Origin of the sequence: Acidovorax sp. SUPP1855 (genome assembly GCF_030158955.1) — a bacterium.
Taxonomy (GTDB): domain Bacteria; phylum Pseudomonadota; class Gammaproteobacteria; order Burkholderiales; family Burkholderiaceae_C; genus Paracidovorax.
The window spans coordinates 63,235-87,241 of record NZ_BQXI01000020.1 but is presented as its reverse complement, the minus strand read 5'-3'; the positions used below and the strand labels follow the sequence as shown (position 1 = coordinate 87,241).

Here is a 24,007-nt window from a genome sequence, read left to right as displayed (position 1 = left end):
ACGGGCCGCCCCACCGGAGCCGACCATGACCGATGCATCCCTTTCCCCCGACCTGGTGGACACCCTGGTGCCACTGACCGCAGGCGACCCCGTGCACGCCGTGCGCCACCAGCGCGACAAGGTGGTCGCCGCCACCCAGGGCAGCTACGACAGCCTGTTCGATCCCGCGCTGGAGGGCCTCTCCCTGGCCGAACGCCTGCTGGCGGCGCGGGCCATCGCCGCCCAGGCCGGCAGCGCGCCGGTGGCGGCGCACTACACGGCGCGGCTGCTGGGCCTGGCCGACCTCACGCCCGCGCAGCGCGCGGCCCTGGACCCGGGCGATTCGACAGTGCAGGACCCGCGCCTGCAGGCCATCCTGCGCTTTGCCGACCTGCTGGCCGCGCGGCCGGTGGAGGGCGACCGCGAGGCGCTGCTGCAGCTGCCCGCCGCCGGCCTGTCCACGCCCGCCGTGGTGGCGCTGGCGCAGCTCATCGCCTTCGTGGCCTACCAGGTGCGCGTGGTGGCGGGGCTGCAGGCCCTGGCGGCGCTCGGCACGCCGGCGGCTTCGCCCGCCGCCGCCGCTGGCGAACCGGCCCCGGCCGCCGCGCCGTTCGTGCACCCGGCCAATCTCCCGAAGCCCGGCGAGCCCGTGCGCGTGAACGGCTACACCAGCGAGACGCTGGAGTGGAAAGCCTGGCTGCCCGTGCTGGACCTGGCGCAGGCCTTGCCCGCGCAACTGGCGGTGCTCGAGGCCAGCCACCCCAAGGCCAAGACCAGCGACTACTACCGCGTGCTGGTGCACCAGCCGCGCATCCTGGAGGAGCGGTCGATCGTGTTCAACGCGATCATGTACGCGCCCGGCGGCCTGTCGCGCGCCGAGCGCGAACTGGCCAGTGCCGTGGTCTCGCGCGTGAACGGCTGCGTGTACTGCGCCTCGGTGCATGCGCAGCGGTTCGAGCAGCTGGCCAAGCGCAACGACGTGATCGTGCAGGTGTTCACCGAGCCACAGGGCGCGGGCACCACCGCGCGCGAGCAGGCCATCGTGCAGGCCAGCATCGACCTCACGCGCGCGCCCGGCGCGTTCGGTGCGGACCAGGTGCGGCCGCTGCGCGCGGCCGGCCTGTCGGACCTGGAAATCCTCGACGCCGTGCACGCCGTGGCCATCTTCGCCTGGGCCAACCGGCTGATGCTCAACCTGGGCGAGCCGGTGTTCCCCGGCTGAAAACCGCAGGGCAGGGGATGCCCGCCCGCCATCAGATCGCGCAGCCGTCCGGGCCACAGGCCAGGGCACTGCCGGCCGGCGCGATGGCGGTCCGCCCGGCCTTCAGGTGCTGGCGCAGCACGGTCTTCCAGGCCTCGGGCTGGCCCAGCCAGGGGCCGATGTCCAGCGTCTGCAGCGGCGCGCCGGGCTGCTCCAGCGCCAGGGTGGGAAAGCCCTGGCCGCCCGCGCGGGCCAGCCATTGGCGGCTTTCCGCGAAGTGCGCCTGCGTGGGTGCGCCTTGCCATTGCGCGAAGGCGGCGCGGAACGCCTCGGCGTCCAGGCCCAGTTCGGCCGCCAGATCCTGCAGCGCGGCGGCGTCCGCCACGCGGCGGCCTTGCACATAGTGCGCCTGCTGGATGCGGTGCGCCATGTCCAGCCCGCGCTGGCCCAGGCCCTGGGCGGCCAGGATGGCGGTGGTCGGTGGTTCCGAATCCATCACCGCCGTCGGGTCGCGCAGCAGGCCTTCGAAGTACGCCTCGCCGAAGGGCTGGCCGGTGAGCTGGGCGATGCGCCGGTCGTGCGGCACCACGTGGTCGCGCCACCGGGGTGTGATGGCGATGCGGTTGGGGCCGGCCAGCATGCCGCCGCCGTGCAGCGCGATCGCCAGGCCCGGCACCTGCCGCGCGGCTTGCACCAGCGGCGCGGCGGCGTAGCACCAGCCGCACAGCGGGTCGAAGACGTAGTGCAGCACCGCAGACGGTGCGGCGGCGTTCACTGCGGCCATTTCATTTCGCCCTTGATGACCTTGGCGCCCAGCTCCAGCGAAGACGATTCGCCCAGTTGCGGGTAGCGCTTCTTCATGGCGGCGACCAGCGCGGCCGAGTCCTTGGCGCGGGCGGCTTCTTCCTCGAAGGCCTTCACGTAGCCGCGGGTGAATGCCACCGAGGCCGTGCTGCGCGGCTCCCGGCCGCTGGCGTCCTGCACGAAGTGGCCCGGTACCACGACCTCTGGCTGCAGCGCGTCGATCTGGTCAAGCGTGGCGAGCCAGTCGCGGCGCGATTCGGGCGTCTGCGTGTCGGCCATCCAGACGTGGATGTTGGCGGCCACCGGCACGCCGCCCACCACGGCCTTCAGCGAGGGAATCCACACCACCGTGCGGCCGGGCGTCGGGCCCTTCAGGCCGACCACCTGGATGGCCTGGCCTTCCAGCGTGATGGTGTCGCCCTGCAGCGGCTCGGGCACCACCAGGGCCTGGGGCGCGTTGCCCTTGAGGATGGGGCCCCAGTGGGCGAGCTTGCCGTCCTTGGAGGCCTGGATGCCGGCCACCGTCTGCGGCGTGGCGACGATGCGGGCCGCGGGGAAGGCGGCTTGGATGACGTCCAGGCCGAAGTAGAAATCGGGGTCCTTGTGGCTGATGTACACCGTGGTCAGCTTCTTGCCGCTGGCGCGGATTTTCTCCACCAGCGCCTGGGCGTCGTCGCGCTGGAATTGCGCGTCGATCAGCACGGCTTCGGTCTCGCCCGTGATCAGCTCCGACGACACGGGGAACAGGCTCTTCGTGCCGGGGTTGTACACCTGCAGCTGCAGCGGGCCGGCGGCCAGCGCCACGGCGGCGAAACCGAGGCTGGCGGCGCCGGCGATCAGGGTGCGAAGGAATCGGGGGGTGCGGGACATGGCGGGCTCCTGGTCAGCGAGGGTTTGGATAAAGGAAATAAGGAATGGGCTGGATCGTAGGTTGCCTGGATCGGCCGAAAAACCCCCTACCATGCAAAGCTTTGTTGCATCGATCGATCGAATATGGACCGCCTCACCGCCGCCGATGTCTTCGTGCGCATCGCCGAGCGCGGCAGCATGACCGCCGCCGCCGAATCGCTGGACATGTCGCGCGCCATGGTCACGCGCTACCTCGCGCAGATGGAGGCCTGGGCCGGCGCCCGCCTCCTGCACCGCACCACGCGCCGCCTGGGCCTCACGGCGGCCGGCGAGCAGGCCCTGGCGCGCTGCCGGCGCATGCTGGATCTGGCCGCCGAGATGGCGGTGCCGGTGGGCGAGGGGGCCGAGGTGCCGCGCGGCCTGCTGCGCATCGCCAGTTCGCAGTCGCTCGCGCAGGAGGTGCTGTCGCCCGCGGTGGCCGAGTTCCTGCGCCGCCATCCGCTGGTGGCCATCGACCTGCACATCGATTCCCGGCCGGTCAACCTCGTGCAGGAGCGCATTGACCTGGCGGTGCGCATCAGCAACGACCTGGACCCCAACCTCATCGCCCGCACGCTGGGCGAATGCGCATCGGTGGTGTGCGCCGCGCCCGCCTACCTGGCCGCGCACGGCACGCCGCGCCGTGCGCAGGACCTGGCGACGCACAACTGCCTCACGTATTCGTACTTCGGGCGCAGCCTGTGGGAGTTCACGCACCGGGGCGAGCGCATCGCGGTGCCGGTGGGCGGCAACCTGAGCGCCAACGAATCGCAAGTGCTGCTGGCCGCCGCGCTGCACGGCGCGGGCGTGACGCTGCAGCCGGTCTATGCCGCCGCGCCGCTGATCGCGCAGGGACGGCTCACGGCGCTGCTGCCGGCCCATGCGCCGCGCACGCTGGGCGTGCACGGCGTGTACGCCTCGCGCCGGCAGGTGCCGCCGGCGCTGCGCGCGCTGCTGGACTTCCTGGTGGAGCGCTTCGCCGATCCGGCGCACTGGCAGGCCGGGCTGCCGGTGCCGGCCGCCAAGGCGCCGTCGCGGGCGAAAAAAAGCCGCTGAAGGCAGCGGCGGGGGTGGTGGCGCAGCCCCGTGGCAGGGGCCGCGCGGCGGGGTGCCTCACTGGTGGGTGAAGGTCGCCTTGCGCTTGTTCACGAAGGCGTCCATGCCTTCCTTCTGGTCGCTGGTGGCGAACAGCGCGTGGAACAGGCGGCGCTCGAACATCACGCCGTCCGACAGCCCGCTCTCGAACGCGCGGTTGACCGATTCCTTGGCCGCCATCACGGCGATCTGCGAGAAGTCGCTGATCTGCAGCGCGGCGCCCAGGGCCTCGTCCATCAGCTGGGCAAAGGGCACGACGCGGCTGACCAAGCCAGCGCGCTCGGCCTCGGCGGCATCCATCATGCGGCCGGTGAGGGCCATGTCCATGGCCTTGGACTTGCCCACCGCGCGCGGCAGGCGCTGCGTGCCGCCGGCCCCGGGGATGACGCCCAGCTTGATCTCGGGCTGGCCGAACTTGGCGTTGTCGGCCGCGATGATGAAGTCGCACATCATGGCCAGCTCGCAGCCGCCGCCCAGGGCGAAGCCGCTCACCGCGGCGATCACCGGCTTGCGGATGGAGCGGATGCGCTCCCAGTTGCGCGTGATGTAGTCGCCCTTGTACGCATCGGCGAAGCTGTACTGCGCCATGGCGCCGATGTCCGCGCCCGCGGCGAAGGCCTTTTCGCTGCCGGTGACGATGACGCAGCCGATCTTCTCGTCGGCGTCGAAGGCCTGCAGCGCCTCGCCCAGCTCGTTCATGAGCTGGTCGTTCAGCGCGTTCAGTTGCTTGGGCCGGTTCAGCGTGATGACGCCGACCTTGTCCGCCTCGATGCGGACCTCGATGACTTCGTAGGCCAAGGGGTATCTCCGTTGCTCGTTGTGATCGGCAGACTATACCCAAGGGGCTCCGGAAAGCCTCTGCAAGCTTTCTCTATTGGCCCGTGCCGCCGTCCAGCCACCGGTTGGCCAGGGCCGCGTCGGCCACCGACAGGCCGATGGTGTCGACCTCGGCCTCGGCGCCCGCATGGACCGTCGAGGGCAGTTCCAGCGGCAACTCGAGCAGCCGCCGGTCCCGCGCCACCAGCGCCGTCACGCGGGGCTCCACGCCGGCGTAGAGCGGCACGTCGTCCAGCCGCTGCACGCGCCAGGCCTCGCCCTGCACCTCGATCCCCAGCCATTCGTCGCCCGCCGCGAAGCCCGCCTGCTCGGCCAGGCCGCCGCGCAGCACCACCTTGATCTGCAGGCCCTGGCCCTCCGCCACCCGCACGCCCAGGCGCTGGGCCAGCTGCGCCGGCTCGCCCTGCAGCGTCACGCCGTTGGCCGCCAGCAACTCGGCCAGGGGCAGGTCGTCGGTGCCGTGCACCCACTGCGCGATCTCAGTGGCGAACGAGCGGCCCGCCAGCGCCTGGATCGCGTCGAGCAGGTCGGCTTCGGACATGGGGCCGGCAGCGCAGCGTTCCCACAGGGCGCGCATCACGTCGTCCAGCGTGGCCTGGCCTTCGCGGCGCAGTGCGAGGTCCAGGCACAGCGCCACCAGCGAGCCCTTGGTGTAGTAGCTCACCGTGCTGTTGGGCGTGTTCTCGTCCTGGCGGTAGTACTTGACCCAGGCGTCGAAGCTGGCCTGCGCCACCGACTGCACCTTGCGGCCGGGTGTCTGCAGCACCTGGTTGACGGTCTTGGCAAGCAGGCGAAGGTAGGTGGCGTTGTCGATCAGGCCCGCGCGGCGCAGCAGCAGGTCGTCGTAGTAGCTCGTGAAGCCCTCGAAGAACCACAGCAGGCGCGTGTAGTTCTCCTGCGTGTAGTCGTACTGCGCGAACTCCGCCGGGCGCAGGCGCTTGACGTTCCAGGTGTGGAAGTGCTCGTGGCTCACCAGCCCGAGCAGCGTGTTGTAGCCCTCGGGCGCGCGTGCCTGGCCGATGCGGGGCAGGTCGCGCCGCCCGCAGATCAGCGCGGTGGAGTTGCGGTGCTCCAGGCCCCCGTAGCCGTCGTCCACCACGTTCAGCAGGAACAGGTAGTTCTGGTAGGGCGGCTTGCCGCTGCCGTGCCAGAAGCGGATGCCGGCCTCGCAGATGCGGCGCACATCGGCCACGATGCGGTTGCCGTCGAACGAGGGGGCGGCGCCCGCGATCACCAGCCGGTGCGGCACGCCGCAGGCCGTGAAGCGGATGCTCCAGAACGGGCCCATCTCCACGGGGCAGTCCACCAGTTCGTCGTAGTGCTCGGCGCGGTAGGTTCCGAAGCCGGCGCGCGTGGTCTTCTCGGCGGCGAGCCCGGTGGCGACGGACCAGCGCGCCACGGCGGGCGTGCTCACGATTTCCAGGTCGTGGCGCGCCGCCTCCTGGCCGTGCATGCGCAGGCACAGGCTGGTGCCGTTGAAGAAACCGCGCGTGGCATCCAGAAAGGCGGTGCGCACCGAGGTGTCGTAGGCGCAGACTTCGTACGTCAGCACCAGCGGGTGGTCGTTGCGGCACTGCACCTCCCAGCGGCACTTGTCCATCTGGGCGAGGGGCACGTCCTTGCCGTCCTGCTGCGCGCGCAGGTTCTGCAGGTTCTTGGCGAATTCGCGCACCAGGTAGCTGCCGGGAATCCAGACGGGCAGCGACAGCGCCTGCCGGGTCGCGGGCCTGGCCACCGTCAGCGTCACGCTGAACAGGTGGGCGTGCAGCTGCGCGGGCTCGACGCGGTAGTGGACGGCGGGGTGGACGTGGCGAAGGGCGGACATGGTGCGTGCGGCGCTGAAGGGTCGGGGAAGGCCCGGGCCGGCGCGGGGAGTGGTCCGCGCCGCCCGGCGGTCAGGAGCGTGCGCCGCGGTGGCCGCCGCGCACGCCGGGGCTCAATTGCCGGAGCCGCCGGCGTCGGCCATGCGCTTTTCGACTTCCTGCGCGTTTATCGCGCCCGGCACGCGGGAGCCGTCGGCGAAGATGATCGTCGGCGTGCCGGTGATCTTGTGCTTCTTGCCGAAGGCCAGGTTGCGCTGCACGGCCGCGGTGTCGCAACTGGCGGCGGGTGCCGGCTTGTCGCGCACCATCTGGTCCTGCCAGGCCACAACGCGGTCCTTGGCGCACCAGATGTTGCGGGACTTCTCGGCCGAATCGGGGCTCAGGATGGGGTACAGGAACATGTACACGGTGACGTTGTCCACGTTCTGCAGGTCCTTCTCGAAGCGCTTGCAGTAGCCGCAGTTGGGGTCCTCGAACACCGCGATCTTGCGCTTGCCGTTGCCGCGCACGATGGTGAAGGCATCCTTGAAGGGCAGTGCGTCGAAGTCCACCGCGGTGAGCTTGTTGATGCGGTCTTCGGTCAGGTTGCGCCGGGCCTTGGTGTCGATCAGCTCGCCCTGGATCAGGTAGTTGCCCTTGGCATCGGTGTAGAACAGGTCGGTGCCGATGCGCACCTCGTACAGGCCCTGCATGGGCGTGCTGCGCACCTCGTCGATCTTCTCCAGCTGCGGAATGCGGTCGGACAGGGCCTTGCGGATGACCGTTTCCTGGGCGAACGCGCCGAGGGACAGGGTGAGCGCGGCGCCGGCCAGCAGGGAGGAGATCAGTTTCATGCGATTCTTTCGTTCTTCAACTCGTTGTTCATCAATGCGCCGCGGCGGTCGCCAGCGGCCCGCCTTGCGGCCCTTCGGTCCATCCCGTCAGCGCAGGCCCATGGCCTGGCGCGTCACCCAATCCTTGAGCGGGCCGCTGCGCTCGAAGCCCTTCATGCCCCAGTTGCGCAACGCCGTCAAAGGCCCCTCGCTGCGCGAGAAAAGCTGCTGCAGCCCGTCCATCGTCCAGCCCATCGGCAGCAGGGCCGCCTTGCGTTCGCGCTCGTACTGGCGCAGCAGCCGCAGGTCGCCCACGCCGCGCCAGTAATCGCGCCCGTTCAGCACGCGGGCCAGCGCCTGCGCATCGCCCAGCCCCAGGTTCAGGCCCTGGCCGGCCAGCGGATGCACGTTGTGCGCCGCATCGCCCGCCAATACCCAGCTGCGCCCGGCGCCCGGTTGGCCCGGCGCCGCCATGGGGCCGCACCAGCGGTCCGCGCGGGCCTGCTGCAGCGGCCAGGCCGTGCGGTCCGCGCTCAACTGCAGGGTGCCCAGCGTGTTCTGGCTGGCTTGCTGAATCTGTTGCTCGAATTCGGCGGGGTCCAGGGCCGCCAGGCGCTGCGCCCGGTCCTGCGAGACTGACCAGACGACCGCGACGGAGTTCCCCGCGGCGCCGTCCAGCGGCAAAAAGGCCAGGATGCCATCGGGCAGGAACCACTGCCGCGCCACCTGGCCGTGGGGCCGCTCGCATTGCAGCCGGGTGGCGACCGCGTGCTGCCCATACGGCATGGTGGCGAAGTCCACGCCGAATTCCTCGCGCGTGCGGCTGGCGCGGCCCTCGCACACCACGGTGAGCGCGGCGGGCACCGGGGCGTCCACCCATTCGGCCTGGGGCTGGAACCGCAAGGCATCGGCCAGGCGGGCCTCCAGCGCGGGCACGTCCACGATCCAGGCCAGCGCTTCGGTGCCCTGGCGTCCGGCATCGAACGTCACCTCGCCGCCCTGGTCGCCATGCACCTGCATCTGCCGCACCGCGGTGGCGTGGGCGGCATCGGGCCATCCGCGCACCGATTCGAGCAGCCCGCGCGAGGCGGCGTTCAAGGCATAGGCGCGCACATCGGCCGCCGCGGGGGCGGGCGTGCCGACCAGGGCCACACGGAGCCGTTCGCGGGCCAGCAGCAGGGCCAGGGTGCGGCCCACGACGCCAGCGCCACGGATACATACATCAAAGGTTTGGGCCATGCCGGGCATTGTAGGAGCCGGCCAAGGCGGCACGGGCGGGCACAATCCCGCTTTCACCGATGGGTTTCGCGCCCGCGCCCCTGGAGCTTTTTCCCTGTGACTTTCCGCCCCGACCACGACCTTGCCGGCACCATCGCGCGCCTGTTCGTCCACCCCGTCAAATCCTGCGCCGGCATCGAAGTGCGCCAGGCGCTGCTCACCGACACCGGGCTGGACCTGGACCGCGCCTGGATGGTGGTGGACGCGGCTGGCCACTTCCTCACCCAGCGCACGCTGCCGCGCATGGCCCTGGTCCGGCCCCAGCTCAAGGTGCACGAAATGGTGCTGCGCGCCCCCGGCATGCTGGCGCTGCACGTGGCGATCGACCAGGTGGAAGGCCCCGCCACCGTGCGGCTGTGGGACGACACGGTGCCCGCCTGGGACATGGGCCCGCTGGCCGCCCAGTGGTTCACCGACTTCCTGGGCCAGCCCTGCCGCATGGTGCGGTTCGACCCCGAGCACCCCCGGCTGTCCAGCCCCAAGTGGACCGACGGCCTGGAGGTGCCCAACCTCTTTTCCGATGGCTTTCCGCTGCTGCTGACCAGCCAGGCGTCGCTGGACGGGCTGAACGAGCGGCTGCGGGCCGCCGGCCACGCGGCCGTGGGCATGGAGCGCTTTCGCCCCAACATCGTGGTCGATGGACTGCACGCGCACGACGAGGACCGCATCGACCGGCTCTACATCGGCACCGGGGAGGGCGAGGAAGTGCACCTGCAGCCCACCAAGCCCTGCGCGCGCTGCCCCATCCCGGACATCGACCCGGCCACCGCCGCCAGCAGCCCCGAGGTGAGCGACATGATGCGCACCTACCGCCACGATCGCCGGCTGGGCGGCGCCATCACCTTCGGCATGAACGCCATCGTGCGCGAAGGCGCGGGCCGCATGCTGCGCGTGGGCCAGCCCGTCGCGGCCGATCTGCGCTTCGACTGAATCGCCCGTTCGAAAAGGGCCGGGATCCGCCCGGCCGCCAGGGCCCCGGGCCCACCCCGTAAAATCGCGGGTTTGTCTCCCGAACACCTGAAAGCCCTGCCATGAGCCTGAAATGCGGCATCGTGGGCCTGCCCAATGTGGGCAAGTCCACCCTCTTCAACGCGCTGACCAAGGCCGGCATCGCCGCCGAGAACTATCCGTTCTGCACCATCGAGCCCAACACGGGCGTGGTGGAAGTGCCCGATCCCCGCCTGCAGCAACTCGCCGGCATCATCACGCCCGAGCGCATCGTGCCGGCCATCGTCGAGTTCGTGGACATCGCGGGCCTCGTGGCCGGCGCCAGCCAGGGCGAAGGCCTGGGCAACCAGTTCCTCGCGCACATCCGCGAGACCGACGCCATCGTGAACGTGGTGCGCTGCTTCGAAGACGATAACGTCATCCACGTGGCCGGCCGCGTGGACCCGATCTCCGACATCGAAGTCATCCAGACCGAGCTGTGCCTGGCCGACCTCGCCACGGTGGAAAAGGCGCTCAACCGCTACAGCAAGGCCGCCAAGTCGGGCAACGACAAGGAAGCCGCCAAGCTGGTGTCCCTGCTCACGCCCATCCAGGCCGCGCTCGACCAGGGCAAGCCCGCGCGCACCGTGCCCTTGAGCAAGGAAGACGCGCCGCTGCTCAAGCCCTTCTGCCTCATCACCGCCAAGCCCGCCATGTTCGTGGGCAACGTGAGCGAAGACGGCTTCGAGAACAACCCGCTGCTGGAGCGCCTCAAGGAATACGCCGCTGCCCAGAACGCGCCCGTCGTGGCCATCTGCGCCAAGATGGAAGCGGAAATGTCCGAGATGAGCGACGAGGACCGCGACATGTTCCTGGCCGAGATGGGCCAGGCCGAGCCCGGCCTGAACCGCCTGATCCGCGCCGGCTTCAACCTGCTGGGCCTGCAGACCTACTTCACGGCGGGCGTGAAGGAAGTGCGCGCCTGGACCATCCACGTGGGCGACACCGCGCCCCAGGCCGCGGGCGTGATCCACGGCGACTTCGAGCGCGGCTTCATCCGTGCGCAGACGATCGCCTTCGAGGACTTCATCGCCTTCAAGGGCGAACAGGGCGCCAAAGACGCGGGCAAGATGCGCGCGGAAGGCAAGGAATACGTCGTCAAGGATGGCGACGTGATGAACTTCCTGTTCAACGTTTAAACCGGCACGCGTTGGTTTTCAAGCTTGGCCGACGTTTGCGGGCGTCGGCCAGCGCTCAGGAAAATGCAAGCACTGTCTAGTGCGCGCTCGATTCCTTGATTTCAACAAGAGCGAAATAGCGCTTCTTGGATAGAGCCTTGCCGCAGATGCATATTGCATTGGTGGAGTTCGGCCAGTTCGTTGACCTGAACGCTCGCGATAAGCTTCTCGCATCAGACATCTATCGGCCGGCATGCTCTCTTTCGGCTGAACAGCAGTTTCAGGCTGATTTCGGGCTTTTACCCAATCCCCCATTGGCAGGCAGTTTTAGTCCCAAAGCGATTGGTTCCCATTGGCGTGGCGTGAAAACACGATCTGCGACCTGGGTGGGATGGCGAATGATCTGCTGTGCAACTGCAGCTTGAAGAGCGAGAAAAATATGCTGTTAACCGATATAGCCGTCGAGCACACTCTGGTGTCCAAAAATGGGGTTCGTCAGACTTTCTTGCTCCATCCGTTTACCGATACACAACGAGATTCGCTTGGTAAATTCGAGATCGTTCGTGACGTCAGTCGGCCGGGATTCAAAGACGTCAAACGTTCGACCTTCGTAACGTTTCAACAATTAGCGGAGTTGTATGCGAAAGGTGCACTCGAAGAATTCGGGTTCTCCGTTCGCATGTGTCCGGGTCAGGGCACGTACCCCGCCAAGAATCCAGCAAAAAAGATACTGCCAACCAGCATCAAGCCAGGCTCACCGTTCGACCTGGCTGTTCAAAAGGTGGATGTTTCAAAACCTGCTAATCGGGAATTGAGAACCGCCTTGCTTCGCACCGACGTCCAAATTCAAGGGTGACGCCGCTGATCGATATGGAGTACTTGTGAATCCATCCGTTGCCCATGCTGCACTCATCGCCACTTTCAAGCGGGCCGAGGCAGATGCCGCTCACAAGTTCGCATTGATCAAAGCTGCTGCGGCTAAGGGCCCCAAGGCAGTCCAAGCCGCCTCCGAAACCGCTGCAAAGGCAGCAAAACGCAGGGACTCGTATGCAAAAAAGCTGGGCAATCTGGGGGTGAGCCTCAAGGATTGAGCGCGGCCAAGCCTACAGCGTGATGTGTGGAGAGGTGCATGAGCTGCTTCAGGCTGAATCAATTCATACGCTGTTCGCGATCTGAATGCAGTCAGCGGCGGCCACCTGTCATCCGACAGGAAACCCGGTCTACGACCGCCTCACATTCGAGACCGGGTACTCAGCGGTGGGTTGGCCGCGATGCGGCCACGAACGGCCGGTCGAGCCTGAGGCGAACTGAAAATCCCGACCCATTGCGAGACAGGGCACTGGGCTGCTGCCGGACGACATAGCGGACATTCGTCAAGACTTCTGCTTGGCACCACGAGAACCCGTGCTGCCGGCCTTGGCCTTCTTCTTGGGGGCTGGTGGGCTCACAGTGCCGAAGAGATCCGACTGCTTACTGGGCGAGATCTCACGCAGCAGCGAATGCGCAGCTTCGATGAACTTCAAAGCCTCACCTACAGCCTTGGGCGAGATTACTGGCCCGCTAAACGTCGAGGCTTGCTCATTTGCGCGTTCTCTTGGATGCAGACTCAATTGAAATTCCACCCCAGGAACGACTTCAATCAAGAGGCTTCTCGGTGCGCTCTTGGGCAGTTCGTTGAAAACATCCCCAGAGCCAAACATCTCCGACAGCCACTCGAACTCAATCCAGCAGAGGTCGGCTCTAACCGGCTCGTCCACGCGAAACGGCTGACGCAGGAACCGATCGACTGACTTCGCACCTCGGGTCCAAGCAAGGTCCCAAGAGCCTTGACCGAGGAGGCCCGCGAACATTCCGAACCACGCGAAGACCTGGGGAAGCTCGCGTCCCACAGGGGCCAGCAACTGTAGATGGCTCGTGCCTCTTCCTGCAAGCAACGCTGCTGCCGCAAGTGCGGGTGCGATTCCGCCTTCTCTGTGCTCCATCGGCGGGCGATGGTAGAACAACTGGTCGATCACCGCATCGAATCCTTCAATTCGATGTTCTGCGAAATCGCTGGACAGGTGCTCCGTACGGCTCAGAAGCGCAGCCGCTTCAGGGTCTACCACTTCCAGAATTTTGATGATGGTGCTAGGCGAGGCAAGGTCTTCGCTTGGCAGGTGAGAGAGCTGCCGATAGGTAGACCAAACCGGAGATAAGGCGTCTGGACTTATCGCACGCCGTCCGAATCGCCCATCTTTTCCCGTCGCCGTAAGTCGTTTGATCACCTCCGTACTGGCGCTCGGGTTTCCTGGGTAGAGGAGTTCGGCGCGAGCAACCGCATAGCTGAAGCACGCGGGCGCGCGGCCGATAGGCGCCGACGTGGCATCTACGTCCCCCTGCGACTGACCGAGAAGCTCGCCTAATACGATGGAGGCCCAGACACTCGAGTTCTTAAAGTCGACCCGGTCGCTCTGATCGTCGAACTTGAGTGCGTGCCAATCGCTCGCGAGCATGACGCGTGCACACATCGACACCGGAAACACGTCTTCGGCGTAAGTCGATGCCCAGGAAAAGAACTCTTTGCCTTTATCGCCAAGAAGAACAATTTTGACGCGACGATTTATTACTTCGTCGTCATGTGAGACCGCGTAGCGAATTTGCCCAGGGGCGTTAATGCTCGGGATACCTAATCCGGACCGCAGCGACTTGTCGACCCTACGCAGAGCGTCGATGACCTGCTCTCGATCCGCGGAATGCCAGTGTAATTTCATATTCCGCTCGCTTCAGATGAGTTCTTCGGGAGACAGGGGCGCCACGGGTGCCTCAGCAAAAGCCGAAGCGACAGAGTTCAGTACCTTTCCAGTGAAATAGCCATCGAGCGAGGTCTTGGCACGCGTGACCGCAGTAAATACGAGTTCGCGGCGGATCTGGGGAAATTTGAGCTCTTCGAGGCCGTATAGGTGCACTGCACGAAATTCAGCACCCTTCGACGACTTCAGCGAAATGACATGCACATTCTTGCCTGAACTGAAGCTATGTTCTTCATCATCCATGTCGTGAAAGGCGACGCCGCCCGGCAGTGGGTCTGCTGCCGCAAACTGTGCCTTGAGTTCCTGCAGTAGGAAGGTACGGGGAACGATGACGCCAATGCCTTCATTGGGATAGGTACGTAACTGTCTGGCGATGCTCTTGTGCATGGCTGCGAACTGCTCATCACGGCTGGCGAACTCGGTCAGGCGCGCGCGAGACTGCTGCTCGTCTTCGCGGTAGTTGCAGTTTGCGCGGAGGCGGTTGGCGGGATCCGCAGGCTGGAGAGCTTTGTCGGCCACATCGGCAATCGCCGTACCGATGCGGTAGTGAAAGCGCAGCTCTGTCTTGTTGAATCCGAAAGCTTCTAGCTTGCCAATGCTGCCGCCCGACTCGTAAACCATCTGCTTCGCATCGCCTGCAACGGTTACGCGCTCGGACACGCGCATGAGTGCCTGAATCTCGTCGATATGCAAATCCTGCACCTCGTCTACCAGCACCGCGTCGTAAAGGTTCACCCCCTCGATGCGGGTATTGGCAGTCGTCAGCGCCTCAATAACCTGTTGCCGATGGGTGTCGTAGGGTGCATTGCGGTCGAGCCTGGACATCATCTCGGGTGCATAAGTCGCAATGTGCATGAGAGCCCAATGTGAAAACGTCTGGACTTGTTCCGGCTCAAGAAGCCCCTTCTTGGAGGCCACGCCGGCGCGGATGAAGTCTGCAAGGGCCCGCGTGTAAGTCAGGAAGAGTACATTCTTTAGGCCTAGACCAAAGATGTACCTAGCCCGCATCACCAAGAGATTTGTTTTCCCGCACCCAGGCGGTCCAACCAGCAGGTGTCGACCGTCGGCGCCGATTCGAACGAACGCCCGCTGATCGGTATCCATCTGCTCGATTGTTGTCCACCCACTACCTTTCATCACCTCTCCTTTCGTATGCTGTGCTCGATCAAGCTGGTGGCCAGCAAATCGCGACGAGGTCAAGACCTGCTGTGGCGATGGCGGCATCGACCAGTTCGGCATGCTTGACCGTAAATTGACTCACAGCTTCAATGACGCCCGTCGACAGGACAGTTGAAGTAGAACCAATAGAAAGCTCTCCGACGAATCGTCGGGCACCGCTGAAGGCATCCGGAGGCGAGTTCTCCCCCTGCTGCTGGACTGACATCGCAGCCAGCGAAACGGTTCCGATCGCTTCGCGGATGCCTTCCTCCCAGCGACATTCCAGCGCGACCAGCACTTCGAGTGCGCAGGCGTCTAGTGTCAGACGCAGGATACCCCGGTGCTCATCTACAGTTTGCAGCGCGATTCGAAGCTGAGGAGAGAAGTCGGTCAAGAGTTGGCGCCTGACCCCATTGACCAAGTCGTCCAAGGCAAGCGCGCGTTGTCGGCCCAAGGTCACCGCTTGAGCCAGTACCTCTTCTGCTTGGACAGCGCGAGCAGCGCGGCCCGAAAGGGCTCGGCGAAGGCGGTCTGCGGGCGATTCAGTCGCGACGGTGAAGTCTCCCCAGTCGACAGATTGCAATCTGACCCTGCTATCTTTCGCGAGGCATCTGGCGGCCAAGGCGGCCCAGGCCGAGAGATGGATCGGTACACCCGCGAAATCCGGCTGTTCTTTCATCACCGCCATTGCCAGCGCGTATTTGTTGTCAGCGGCAACGGTTCGCTCGAAGAGTGGCCGTCTGCAGACCAAGTCGTGAAGAACGCCCCCGACCTGGTAGATACTGAGCGCCTTCCACAGCGATGGCGAAGGGGCTTCAAGTCTGAAAAGATACTCAGGCGAGCTGTATTGAGCTGTGGCGATGAAGGGGCGCCGTTCACCGTGGTCCGTACCATCTGGGCGGTCCTCCACTTCGGTGATTTCGCGGATGATACCCAGGTCCAGTAGCTTCATCTCACTGAAGTCGGCCGACACTAGGATGTTCTCTGGCTTTATGTCACGATGAACAATCCCCAGCGAATCCAAGAACTGAACGGCGGCAACCAACTGACCGATTAGAGGCGCGATAGCGTAGTCAGGTACATCGGGCAGAACCCGCTTGAGCTCTTTGCCAGCAAAGAACTCCATCTCGACGAAGCAGGTGCCATGTTCTTCCTCGACCGCCAACGTGTCGATAAGGGCCCCGCAATGATTTCCGATGAAGCGACGCTGCAAGTCGAGGCGAGAGCGCTCCGCAGGAGCGGCCGGGCCACTCAGGAACTTGGGGTCGTAGACCTTGAGAGCTTTAGTGGTTGACCTTGTTTCCCAGCGAAAAACCGCTGCTGATCCGCCATCGCCCAGATTGGCGCCAACTTCACCGCCGCCGCGAGCCGAGACGTACTTCGTCGCAAGCGCGCGACAGGCGTCTACATCTTCTTGCTTCATGACGTGGCTCCGACATTAAAACAGGGCGTGCGCCTCACGTACCACATATCCCTCCCATGTGCTGGACTTGAAGAGTCGCCAGTTCATTCTCGTTACATTTTGCACGAAAACCAAGTTGAGACGCAGAGTGGCGCATGGACTTTCAAAGAACTCGTTCATGTCGTTTAAATCGGTGCCGCGAAGGAGGGCACCGGGTCGATTTACGTGAGTTCGCGGTCACGAGAGGCGGACATCCGATTGGGCTCTTCGCTGCGATGAGTTCCGCGAGCGTCAGCTTTAACTCGCAGACCCGTCACTGAAACTGCGGCCTGTTTGACGCCTCGATGACCGTAGTGAGCCTGTCACCGTTAACACGATGAACCGCGCTGACCGACCGAGATCGCTGCTAGTCGACCTTCAAGTTGACTTGACCAGTACACGCTCTGGGTCGATTACAGCGCCCGTCTGTTCGTCGGTGCTCACCTTTATCCGATGGATTTCCATGGCCCGTCTGGGTACATCAAGCGTCAAAGCAGAGAGACGACTACCCATCGAATCCTGCTCATGCCTGAGCGCCCAGACCAGCGCCCGCAGGTTGCCTTGTGCAGCCCACGGGCGCCCCCGGTCAGCGAGGCCGGAAGGCGTAGACGTCAGGGTTCCACACCTGCCCGCCCTCATCGTTCTGGCACGAGAAGCCGAAGCCCGAGAACACATACATCACCCCGCCCACCGCGGCCGCGTTGGTGCGTTTGATCGCCGGGAAGGCGTCGCCGCCCGGGGCAAGCAGGCGCCATGTGCGGTCGTGCAGGTTGAAGCGCCACAGTTCGGACGTGGCGTTCTGCGGGAACGCAGCGCCGCATCCTGAGCTTCCCCCGGGAAGATCGCCCCCGGCCATCAGCAGCGCGTGGCCGATCTGCACGGTCGATCCCTGGTGGCGGGGCGCATCGACGTTTTTGTCGGCTTCGGCGGGCGTGATGTTCTGCCACTGGCGGGTGGCGAGGTCGAAGCGCCAGGTGTCGTTCAACGAGACGAAGCCGTCGCTGTCGCTGAATTGCCCGCCGTACAGCGTCAATTGCCCGTCCCATGCGCGCCCGGCCACCGCCGCCTCATGGCGCGAGGTCGGCGAGTTCGCGTCGCCATTGGCAATGATCTGGGTCCACAGGTTGGTGCGCAGGTCGAAGGCCCACAGGTCGTTCAAGGTGTGGAAGTCGGTCTGGATACCGCCGAACACATAGACCTTCTCGCCATCCACCCACATGGCGGGGCGCGATCGGGCCGAGGGCCCCGGATTGCCGGGCTGCAACTGCGTCCAGCGGTTCAGCAGGGCGCTGTAGGCCCACAAATCGTCGAAGAACGTGAGCGAAGAAAGGTCGGCGCTGTAGTTGGCGCCGCCGAACACCAGCATCCAGTGCCGCGCCGGCACGGCGGCACTCGCGGCGAAGGCCCGGGCCGGTGGCTTGGCGCCGGAGGGCGAAAGCGGCGTCCACCGGGCCAGGCGGGGGTCGAAGCGGTACAGGTCGTCGTAGAACGTGTTCTCGCCGCTGGCGAAATCGTCCTTGACCCCGCCGAACAAGTAGATGGATCCGAGGACCGGTGCCACGGCGGGCGTCGAGCGCACGGACGGCCCCTCGCCCGTGGTGACCAGCCGGGTCCAGCGGCCGTCTACTGCTTCTGCTGCTGCGCTCCCATGCGCCTGCGCCCCGGGGGCGATCAGCGCCAGGGCCATTCCCAGGCCCCACAGAAATCGTTTCATGAAATTCCTCCGTTGTATTGATTGAATGAACCCGGTCGTCCGGACTTCTCCGCAAACGACCGCGCGCAGTCTATCTTTCCGCTGTTCGGAATTTTGGGTCGGTCACCACTGGATGCATCTGTAACCTGCGCAGGCTGTCCAAGGGCTTGCGCGCTGCAGCCAGCGGCGCTGGCATCGTGGTGCGGCGGTCCCCCTTGGGCGGCTTCGGATGTTCTTCGAGTCCTACAGAGGGCCTGCGTGGCTTGGGCGACAGTCAGCGGGTGCGGCCCCGCGCCGCAGGTCCTCCTGGCGCTTCGCGTGTCGATGGGTTGGTTTCACCTGAGCGCCGGTCGATCGGCGGAACGAAGAAGGATGCAGAGTTGGACAAACGCATGGCACCGAAGACCATCCTGCACCGCGTACGGCAAATCGCCTGGTCCGTGCCGGGGCTGCCCGTCATCGCCCTGGCGGTCCGCAACTACATCCTCCACCAGAGCGCCAACCAGGCCGGGAGCATGGCGTTCTCGTCGGTGCTGGCGATGTTCCCGCTGCTGATCCTGCTGTCGGCCACGGCGGCCTATGTGGGCGAGCCCGGCGATGCTGCCGCGCTGGCCCAGCGCGTGCTCGAATACGCGCCGCCGGTGGTGCGCGACGCGATGCAGCCGGTGATCCAGCAGGTGCTGGCGCAGCGCAACCAGGCGCTGCTGGCGATCGGCTTTCTGGTCACGCTGTGGACGGCGTCGTCGGGCATGCAGGCGGTGCGCACGGCGCTCAACCGCTCGTACGGCATCGAGCGCGGCCTGCCGTTCTGGAAGGCGCGCATCAAGGTGACGGTGTTCACGGTGGTGGTGGGCGGCGGCATCTTCGCGGCGTTCAGTTCGGTGATCGTCATGCCTTACGTGTGGCAGCTGCTGGAGCGTAACGTGGGCGTGGGCCAGGAGACGCCCTGGCTGCGCAACAGCGTGCGCTACGGCTCGGCGTTTTTGGTGCTGACGGTGCTGTACGCGCTGCTCTACGGCTGGCTGCCCGATCTGCGGCAGCGGCTGCGCACCGTGGTGCCGGGCGCCATCGTGGGCGCGGCGATGTGGGTGGGGGCGGCGGCCAACCTGTCGTACACGTTGCGCAGCGCCGGCAAGCTCGCGCTGGTGTACGGCAGCTTCGCGGGCGTGGTGGCCACGCTGGTGTTCCTGTACATCAGCGCCACCACGTTGATCTTCGGCGCGGAGGTCAACGGGGTGCTGCGCGACAGGGCGGCGCTGCCGGAAGACTGGGGCGGCCCCGATGCTTCGCAAGGCGAGTCCCCCGCGCCCGGGGCGTGATGCGTTCCGGACCGTCCTGGATGCAAACCTTGGGCAAGAACGCCGGGCGGGGCGGGGTGTGAAGTGCCGACGCATGCCCGAACCCGGGCCAGGTGCATTCAGCCGGTTCAAGGTGAAAACCGGCCCCAGCGCATGAATCACTAGGGCATATTGCTATTGAATTAATAGCAAATGAAATTCAGCGCCCGGCCTCGGGCCAGAGGTACAGCAGCCCGGCCGTCATGGCCAGGTAGCGCCCGAACTTGCCCACCGCCATGTAGGCCACGCAGGGCCAGAAGGGCAGCTTGAGCCAGCCGGCCACCGCGCACAGCGGGTCGCCCACGACGGGCAGCCAGCTCAGCAGGCAGGCCTTGGGGCCGAAGCGCTGCAGCCAGGCGAGGGCGCGGGGGTTGGAATGCTCGCCCCGGGCGCGGTCCACGGCTTTGTGCGCGCCCAGGCCCATCCACCAACTGAGGGCGCCGCCCAGCGTGTTGCCTGCGGTGGCCACCAGCACGGCGGGCCAGAAGAGTTCCGGGTTGAGCTTGATGAGGCCGAACACCGCGGGCTCGGAGCCCAGCGGCAGCAGCGTGGCGGAGATGAACGACACCATGAACACCGTGCTGAGGCCGTACTGGGGCAGCGCCAGCAGGTCCATGAGGTGGTTCATCCAGATTTCCATAACTGGGGCGCAGTTTAGGGGACGCCGGCAAGCCTTCGCTGTCGGACAGGCGCTTGGGCTCCGCTACGATCGCGCCGCGGTGCGGCCCGCCGGTGGGCCGCTGCCGCACACCCATACAAGAGGAGGTTCCCCACCATGCAATGGTTCGATGTTTCCGTCCCGGCCGTGCGCCGGGCCCTGGCCGTGGGCGTGCTCGGCCTGGCCTGCTGGCTGGCCGGTGCGGCGCAGGCCGCTGTCCTGCACCTGGAGGGGCCGGGCGGTGCCCGGCAGGTCGATACCGAAACGCTGCTGCGCCACCCCGAGGCGCGCGACATCGACGTGCCGGCGGACGTGGCCTACCACCGGCCCATGCGCTACCGTGCCGTGCCCCTGGCCGCCGTGCTGAACGGCCTGGGCCTGGGCGCGGGCGACGTGCTGGAGGCGGTCGCGCTCGATGGCTTCGTCGCCCAGTTGCCCGGCGCGCTGGTGCTGCGCCCGGGTCGGGGCCAGGCCTGGCTGGCGGTCGAGCCGGCCGGTGCGCCCTGGCCCGCGCTGCCGGGCAAGGCGTCGGGCCCCGGCCCGTTCTACATCGTCTGGCCGGTAGCCGACGGCGTGCTCAGCGAGCAGTGGCCCTATGCCGTGGCCCGGCTGCACGTGCGCGAGGCCCCGGAAAAGCGCTGGCCCCGGATCGGCGTCGCGCCCGAGGTGCCCGCGGGCGATGCGCGTCGGCGCGGCCAGGCGATCTTCGTGGCGCAGTGCTTCGTCTGCCACACCATGAACGGCGGCGGCGAGGCGCGCCTGGGGCCCGACCTGAACCTGCCGATGAGCCCCGTGGAGTACTTCCAGCCGCAGGCGCTGCGCCAGCTGGTGCGCAACCCGGCCAGCGTGCGCCAGTGGCCCGGGCAGTCGATGCCCGGCTTCGCGCCGGACCGGCTCAGCGACAGCGATCTGGACGATCTGGTGAGCTACCTGCAGCACATGGCCCGCGAGCGCCGCGGGGCGCGCTGAAGAACGGCGCGGCGGGCCGCCGATGGGGGGCGGTGGCGGCGCCGCGCGCACTTTTCATTTGCTGAAATTTTGAGCAGCTACAATCCTGCCTCCTTTTTCAGCACGCGCTGCCTCCCCCCTCCCATGCACATCGGCCACATTCCTTTGGCGAACCGCCTGTTCGTCGCCCCGATGGCGGGCGTCACGGACCGGCCGTTCCGCCAGTTGTGCAAGGCGCTGGGGGCGGGCTACGCGGTGAGCGAGATGGTCACCTCGCGCAAGGACCTGTGGGACAGCCTCAAGACCTCGCGCCGGGCCAACCACGAGGGCGAGCCCGGCCCCATCGCCGTGCAGATCGCCGGCACCGACGCGCAGATGATGGCCGAGGCCGCGCTCTACAACGTGGACCGGGGCGCCGAGATCATCGACATCAACATGGGCTGCCCGGCCAAGAAGGTCTGCAACAAATGGGCGGGCTCCGCCCTGATGCAGAACGAGGCCCTGGCCCTGGAGATCGCCGAGGCCGTCGTCGGGGCCTGCGCCCCGCGCAACGTGCCCGTCACGCTCAAGATGCGCACCGGCTGGAGCCAGGAGCACAAGAACGCCGTGGCCCTGGCCCGGGCGTTCGAGGGCGTGGGCATCCAGATGCTGACGGTGCACGGCCGCACGAGAGAGCAGGGCTATAAAGGCCAGGCCGAGTACGACACCATCGCCGCCGTGAAGGCCGCGGTGCGCGTGCCGGTGGTGGCCAACGGCGACATCACCTCGCCCGAGAAGGCGCGTGAGGTGCTGGCCGCCACGGGCGCCGACGCGATCATGATCGGGCGCGCGGCGCAGGGTCGGCCGTGGATCTTCCGCGAGATTGGCCACTACCTCGCCACGGGCGAGCACCTGGCGCCGCCGCTGGTGGCCGAGGTGCGGCGCCTGTTGCTGGACCACCTGCAGGACCACTATCGCCTCTACGGCGAGTTCACCGGCATGCGCAGCGCGCGCAAGCACATCGCCTGGTACGTGCGGGCCCTGCCCGGCGGCGAGGCGTTCAGGCAACACATCAACACCATCGAGGACTGCTCCGAACAGTGGCACGCGGTGGCCCACTATCTGGATGCGATCGGGCAACGGATGGACCGGCTGCCCCCCGCGCACACCGAGGACGCAGACCCCAGCGAAAAACAGGAAGACCTGGCGGCATGAGCAAGAAACACATCGAAGAGTGCGTGCGGGAGAGCCTGCAGGGCTACTTTCGCGACCTAGGGGGCGAGACGCCGGACGGCATGTACGACATGCTGGTGCGCGTGGTTGAAAAGCCCCTGCTGGAAGTGGTCATGAGCCACGCCGACAACAACCAGTCCCGCGCCGCCGAATGGCTGGGACTGAACCGCAACACCTTGCGCAAGAAGCTGGTGGAGCACAAGCTGCTGTAACAGCGGTTGCTGCATATTTAATAGCAATATGCCCTAGTGGATATTGTGCTGAAGCCCGATTTCAATCAAACCCCACCCCCTGCCATGAACGCACTTCTCTCCGTCTCCGACAAGACCGGCATCGTTGAATTCGCCCAGGCCCTGCACGCGCTGGGCATCCGGCTGCTGTCCACCGGCGGCACCGCCCAGCTGCTGGCCAAGGCCGGCCTGCCCGTGACCGAAGTGGCCGAGGTCACGCAGTTCCCCGAAATGCTGGACGGCCGCGTGAAGACGCTGCACCCCAAGGTGCACGGCGGCCTGCTGGCGCGCCGCGAGCTGCCCGAGCACATGGCCGCGCTGGCCGCGCACGGCATCGACACCATCGACCTGCTGGTGGTCAACCTCTACCCCTTCGAGGCCACGGTGGCCAAGGCCGGCTGCACGCTGGCCGACGCGATCGAGAACATCGACATCGGCGGGCCCGCCATGGTGCGCAGCGCTGCCAAGAACTGGAAGGACGTGGGCGTGGTGACCGACGCCGCGCAGTACGAGAGCGTGCTGGGCGAGCTGAAGGCGTCGGGCAAGCTGTCGGATGCCCTGCGCTTCGGCCTGTCGGTCGCCGCGTTCAACCGCATCGCGCAGTACGACGCGGCCATCAGCGACTACCTCTCGTCCGTCACGTTCGAGGCCGAGAAGCTGGCCGAGGACTACGTGCCCGCCCGCACCGCCTTCCCCGGCCAGAGCAACGGCATCTTTACCAAGGTGCAGGACCTGCGCTACGGAGAGAACGGCCACCAGCAGGCCGCGCTGTACCGCGACCTGTACCCCGCGCCCGGCTCCATCGTCACCGGCGTGCAGTTGCAGGGCAAGGAACTCTCGTACAACAACATCGCCGACGCCGACGCCGCCTGGGAATGCGTCAAGAGCTTCGACGTGCCGGCCTGCGTGATCGTCAAGCACGCCAACCCGTGCGGCGTGGCCGTGGGGCTCGACGCCCTGGGCGCCTACGGCAAGGCGTTCCAGACCGATCCCACCAGCGCGTTCGGCGGCATCATCGCCTTCAACCGCCCGGTGGACGGCGCGGCGGCGCAGCAGATCGCCAAGCAGTTCGTGGAGGTGCTGATGGCCCCCGACTTCACGGCCGAGGCGCTGGAGGTCTTCAAGGCCAAGGCCAACGTGCGGCTGCTCAAGATCGCGCTGCCCCCGGCGCTGGACGCGGCGGAATACGCGCTGGGCAGCAACACGCCCTGGCACCGTGGCCGCAACGCCATGGATGCCAAGCGCATCGGCTCGGGCATGCTGCTGCAGTCGGCCGACAACCATGAGCTGTCGATGATCGACATCAAGGTCGTCACGAAAAAGCAGCCCACGCTGGAAGAGATGGAAGACCTGCTGTTCGCCTGGAAGGTCGCCAAGTACGTCAAGAGCAACGCCATCGTGTTCTGCAAGGGCGGCATGACGATGGGCGTGGGCGCCGGCCAGATGAGCCGCCTGGACTCGGCGCGCATCGCCAGCATCAAGGCGCAGCACGCCAACCTGTCGCTGGCCGGCACGGTGGTGGCGAGCGACGCGTTCTTCCCCTTCCGCGACGGCCTGGACGTGGTGGTGGACGCGGGCGCGACCTGCGTCATCCAGCCCGGCGGCAGCATGCGCGACCAGGAAGTGATCGACGCCGCCGACGAGCGCGGCGTGGCCATGGTGTTCAGCGGCGTGCGCCACTTCCGCCACTGAGCCGGGCGGCAGGAACCTCCCCCAAGC

22 protein-coding genes and 1 pseudogene are annotated in these 24,007 nt (G+C 66.7%); 12 read left to right on the top strand and 11 right to left on the bottom strand.

All coding sequences use genetic code 11. From position 1 onward, the window contains the following. Positions 1–25 precede the first annotated feature (25 nt). Positions 26–1,201: a CMD domain-containing protein gene (locus tag AVMA1855_RS17325; protein WP_284426660.1), complete on the top strand. Its 1,176-nt coding sequence runs from the start codon at positions 26–28 to the stop codon at positions 1,199–1,201. 31 nt (positions 1,202–1,232) lie between these two features. On the opposite strand, the gene AVMA1855_RS17320 is transcribed toward AVMA1855_RS17325, so the two are convergent. After that, positions 1,233–1,964, bottom strand: a complete 732-nt coding sequence (locus AVMA1855_RS17320; protein ID WP_284426659.1) for a DsbA family protein — start codon at positions 1,962–1,964, stop codon at positions 1,233–1,235. Then, positions 1,958–2,854, bottom strand: a pseudogene (locus AVMA1855_RS17315) (MBL fold metallo-hydrolase); the annotation flags it as partial. The gene AVMA1855_RS17320 and the pseudogene AVMA1855_RS17315, both read right to left, overlap by 7 nt. A 123-nt stretch (positions 2,855–2,977) precedes the next feature. On the opposite strand from AVMA1855_RS17315, the gene AVMA1855_RS17310 reads away from it, so the two are divergent. After that, on the top strand, positions 2,978–3,928 hold the full coding sequence (locus AVMA1855_RS17310; protein ID WP_284426657.1) for a LysR family transcriptional regulator: 951 nt from the start codon (positions 2,978–2,980) through the stop codon (positions 3,926–3,928). A 57-nt stretch (positions 3,929–3,985) separates the two neighbouring features. On the opposite strand, the gene AVMA1855_RS17305 is transcribed toward AVMA1855_RS17310, so the two are convergent. The 4 genes from AVMA1855_RS17305 to AVMA1855_RS17290 all read right to left on the bottom strand — a co-directional run bounded on the left by AVMA1855_RS17305 (position 3,986) and on the right by AVMA1855_RS17290 (position 8,678). Beyond that, positions 3,986–4,765, bottom strand: coding sequence for an enoyl-CoA hydratase (locus AVMA1855_RS17305; protein WP_284405319.1), 780 nt, complete (start codon positions 4,763–4,765; stop codon positions 3,986–3,988). Positions 4,766–4,838: 73 nt separating this feature from the next. Next, positions 4,839–6,629: a M61 family metallopeptidase gene (locus tag AVMA1855_RS17300; RefSeq protein ID WP_284426656.1), complete on the bottom strand. Its 1,791-nt coding sequence runs from the start codon at positions 6,627–6,629 to the stop codon at positions 4,839–4,841. A 111-nt stretch (positions 6,630–6,740) separates the two neighbouring features. After that, on the bottom strand, positions 6,741–7,460 hold the full coding sequence (locus AVMA1855_RS17295; RefSeq protein WP_284393166.1) for a DsbC family protein: 720 nt from the start codon (positions 7,458–7,460) through the stop codon (positions 6,741–6,743). Between the two features lie 87 nt (positions 7,461–7,547). Next, complete coding sequence (locus AVMA1855_RS17290) at positions 7,548–8,678, bottom strand: FAD-dependent monooxygenase (protein ID WP_284426655.1); 1,131 nt, start codon at positions 8,676–8,678, stop codon at positions 7,548–7,550. 96 nt (positions 8,679–8,774) lie between these two features. On the opposite strand from AVMA1855_RS17290, the gene AVMA1855_RS17285 reads away from it, so the two are divergent. The 5 genes from AVMA1855_RS17285 to AVMA1855_RS17265 all read left to right on the top strand — a co-directional run bounded on the left by AVMA1855_RS17285 (position 8,775) and on the right by AVMA1855_RS17265 (position 11,913). Continuing rightward, positions 8,775–9,647 carry an MOSC domain-containing protein gene (locus AVMA1855_RS17285; RefSeq protein ID WP_284426654.1) on the top strand — a complete coding sequence of 291 codons (873 nt, stop codon included), beginning with the start codon at positions 8,775–8,777 and terminating at the stop codon, positions 9,645–9,647. 101 nt (positions 9,648–9,748) lie between these two features. Further along, positions 9,749–10,843, top strand: a complete 1,095-nt coding sequence (gene ychF, locus AVMA1855_RS17280) for a redox-regulated ATPase YchF (RefSeq protein WP_272567328.1) — start codon at positions 9,749–9,751, stop codon at positions 10,841–10,843. A gap of 137 nt (positions 10,844–10,980) precedes the next feature. Then, positions 10,981–11,247, top strand: coding sequence for a hypothetical protein (locus AVMA1855_RS17275; protein ID WP_284426653.1), 267 nt, complete (start codon positions 10,981–10,983; stop codon positions 11,245–11,247). A 14-nt stretch (positions 11,248–11,261) separates the two neighbouring features. Then, entirely contained in the window at positions 11,262–11,678 is a 417-nt protein-coding gene (locus AVMA1855_RS17270) for a hypothetical protein (RefSeq protein WP_284426652.1), read from the top strand. Between the two features lie 25 nt (positions 11,679–11,703). Beyond that, positions 11,704–11,913, top strand: a complete 210-nt coding sequence (locus AVMA1855_RS17265; protein ID WP_284426651.1) for a hypothetical protein — start codon at positions 11,704–11,706, stop codon at positions 11,911–11,913. 282 nt (positions 11,914–12,195) lie between these two features. Here AVMA1855_RS17265 and AVMA1855_RS17260 read toward each other — a convergent pair whose 3' ends face one another. The 4 genes from AVMA1855_RS17260 to AVMA1855_RS17245 all read right to left on the bottom strand — a co-directional run bounded on the left by AVMA1855_RS17260 (position 12,196) and on the right by AVMA1855_RS17245 (position 17,924). Next, positions 12,196–13,572, bottom strand: coding sequence for a hypothetical protein (locus AVMA1855_RS17260; RefSeq protein ID WP_284426650.1), 1,377 nt, complete (start codon positions 13,570–13,572; stop codon positions 12,196–12,198). A gap of 12 nt (positions 13,573–13,584) precedes the next feature. Continuing rightward, the gene (locus AVMA1855_RS17255; protein WP_284426649.1) at positions 13,585–14,715 is read right to left on the bottom strand and encodes a UvrD-helicase domain-containing protein; all 1,131 of its coding nucleotides are present in this window, start codon (positions 14,713–14,715) and stop codon (positions 13,585–13,587) included. A 61-nt stretch (positions 14,716–14,776) separates the two neighbouring features. Beyond that, positions 14,777–16,192 carry a protein kinase domain-containing protein gene (locus tag AVMA1855_RS17250; RefSeq protein ID WP_284426648.1) on the bottom strand — a complete coding sequence of 472 codons (1,416 nt, stop codon included), beginning with the start codon at positions 16,190–16,192 and terminating at the stop codon, positions 14,777–14,779. A gap of 604 nt (positions 16,193–16,796) precedes the next feature. After that, complete coding sequence (locus AVMA1855_RS17245) at positions 16,797–17,924, bottom strand: Kelch repeat-containing protein (protein WP_284426647.1); 1,128 nt, start codon at positions 17,922–17,924, stop codon at positions 16,797–16,799. Positions 17,925–18,295: 371 nt separating this feature from the next. On the opposite strand from AVMA1855_RS17245, the gene AVMA1855_RS17240 reads away from it, so the two are divergent. Continuing rightward, positions 18,296–19,222, top strand: coding sequence for a YihY/virulence factor BrkB family protein (locus AVMA1855_RS17240; RefSeq protein ID WP_284426646.1), 927 nt, complete (start codon positions 18,296–18,298; stop codon positions 19,220–19,222). Between the two features lie 178 nt (positions 19,223–19,400). Here AVMA1855_RS17240 and AVMA1855_RS17235 read toward each other — a convergent pair whose 3' ends face one another. Beyond that, entirely contained in the window at positions 19,401–19,880 is a 480-nt protein-coding gene (locus AVMA1855_RS17235; RefSeq protein WP_372588224.1) for a YqaA family protein, read from the bottom strand. 135 nt (positions 19,881–20,015) lie between these two features. Between AVMA1855_RS17235 and AVMA1855_RS17230 the strand changes: the two genes are divergently transcribed. From AVMA1855_RS17230 to purH, 4 genes are all read left to right on the top strand, one after another. Further along, complete coding sequence (locus AVMA1855_RS17230; RefSeq protein ID WP_284426645.1) at positions 20,016–20,867, top strand: cytochrome c; 852 nt, start codon at positions 20,016–20,018, stop codon at positions 20,865–20,867. Between the two features lie 123 nt (positions 20,868–20,990). Then, positions 20,991–22,040 (top strand): tRNA dihydrouridine synthase DusB, encoded by a 1,050-nt coding sequence (gene dusB, locus AVMA1855_RS17225; RefSeq protein ID WP_284426644.1) that lies wholly within the window; start codon positions 20,991–20,993, stop codon positions 22,038–22,040. Next, positions 22,037–22,270 (top strand): Fis family transcriptional regulator, encoded by a 234-nt coding sequence (locus AVMA1855_RS17220; RefSeq protein ID WP_005799570.1) that lies wholly within the window; start codon positions 22,037–22,039, stop codon positions 22,268–22,270. Before dusB ends, AVMA1855_RS17220 begins: the two co-directional genes overlap by 4 nt. An 84-nt stretch (positions 22,271–22,354) precedes the next feature. Beyond that, on the top strand, positions 22,355–23,980 hold the full coding sequence (gene purH, locus AVMA1855_RS17215) for a bifunctional phosphoribosylaminoimidazolecarboxamide formyltransferase/IMP cyclohydrolase (protein WP_284426643.1): 1,626 nt from the start codon (positions 22,355–22,357) through the stop codon (positions 23,978–23,980). Positions 23,981–24,007: the final 27 nt, after the last annotated feature.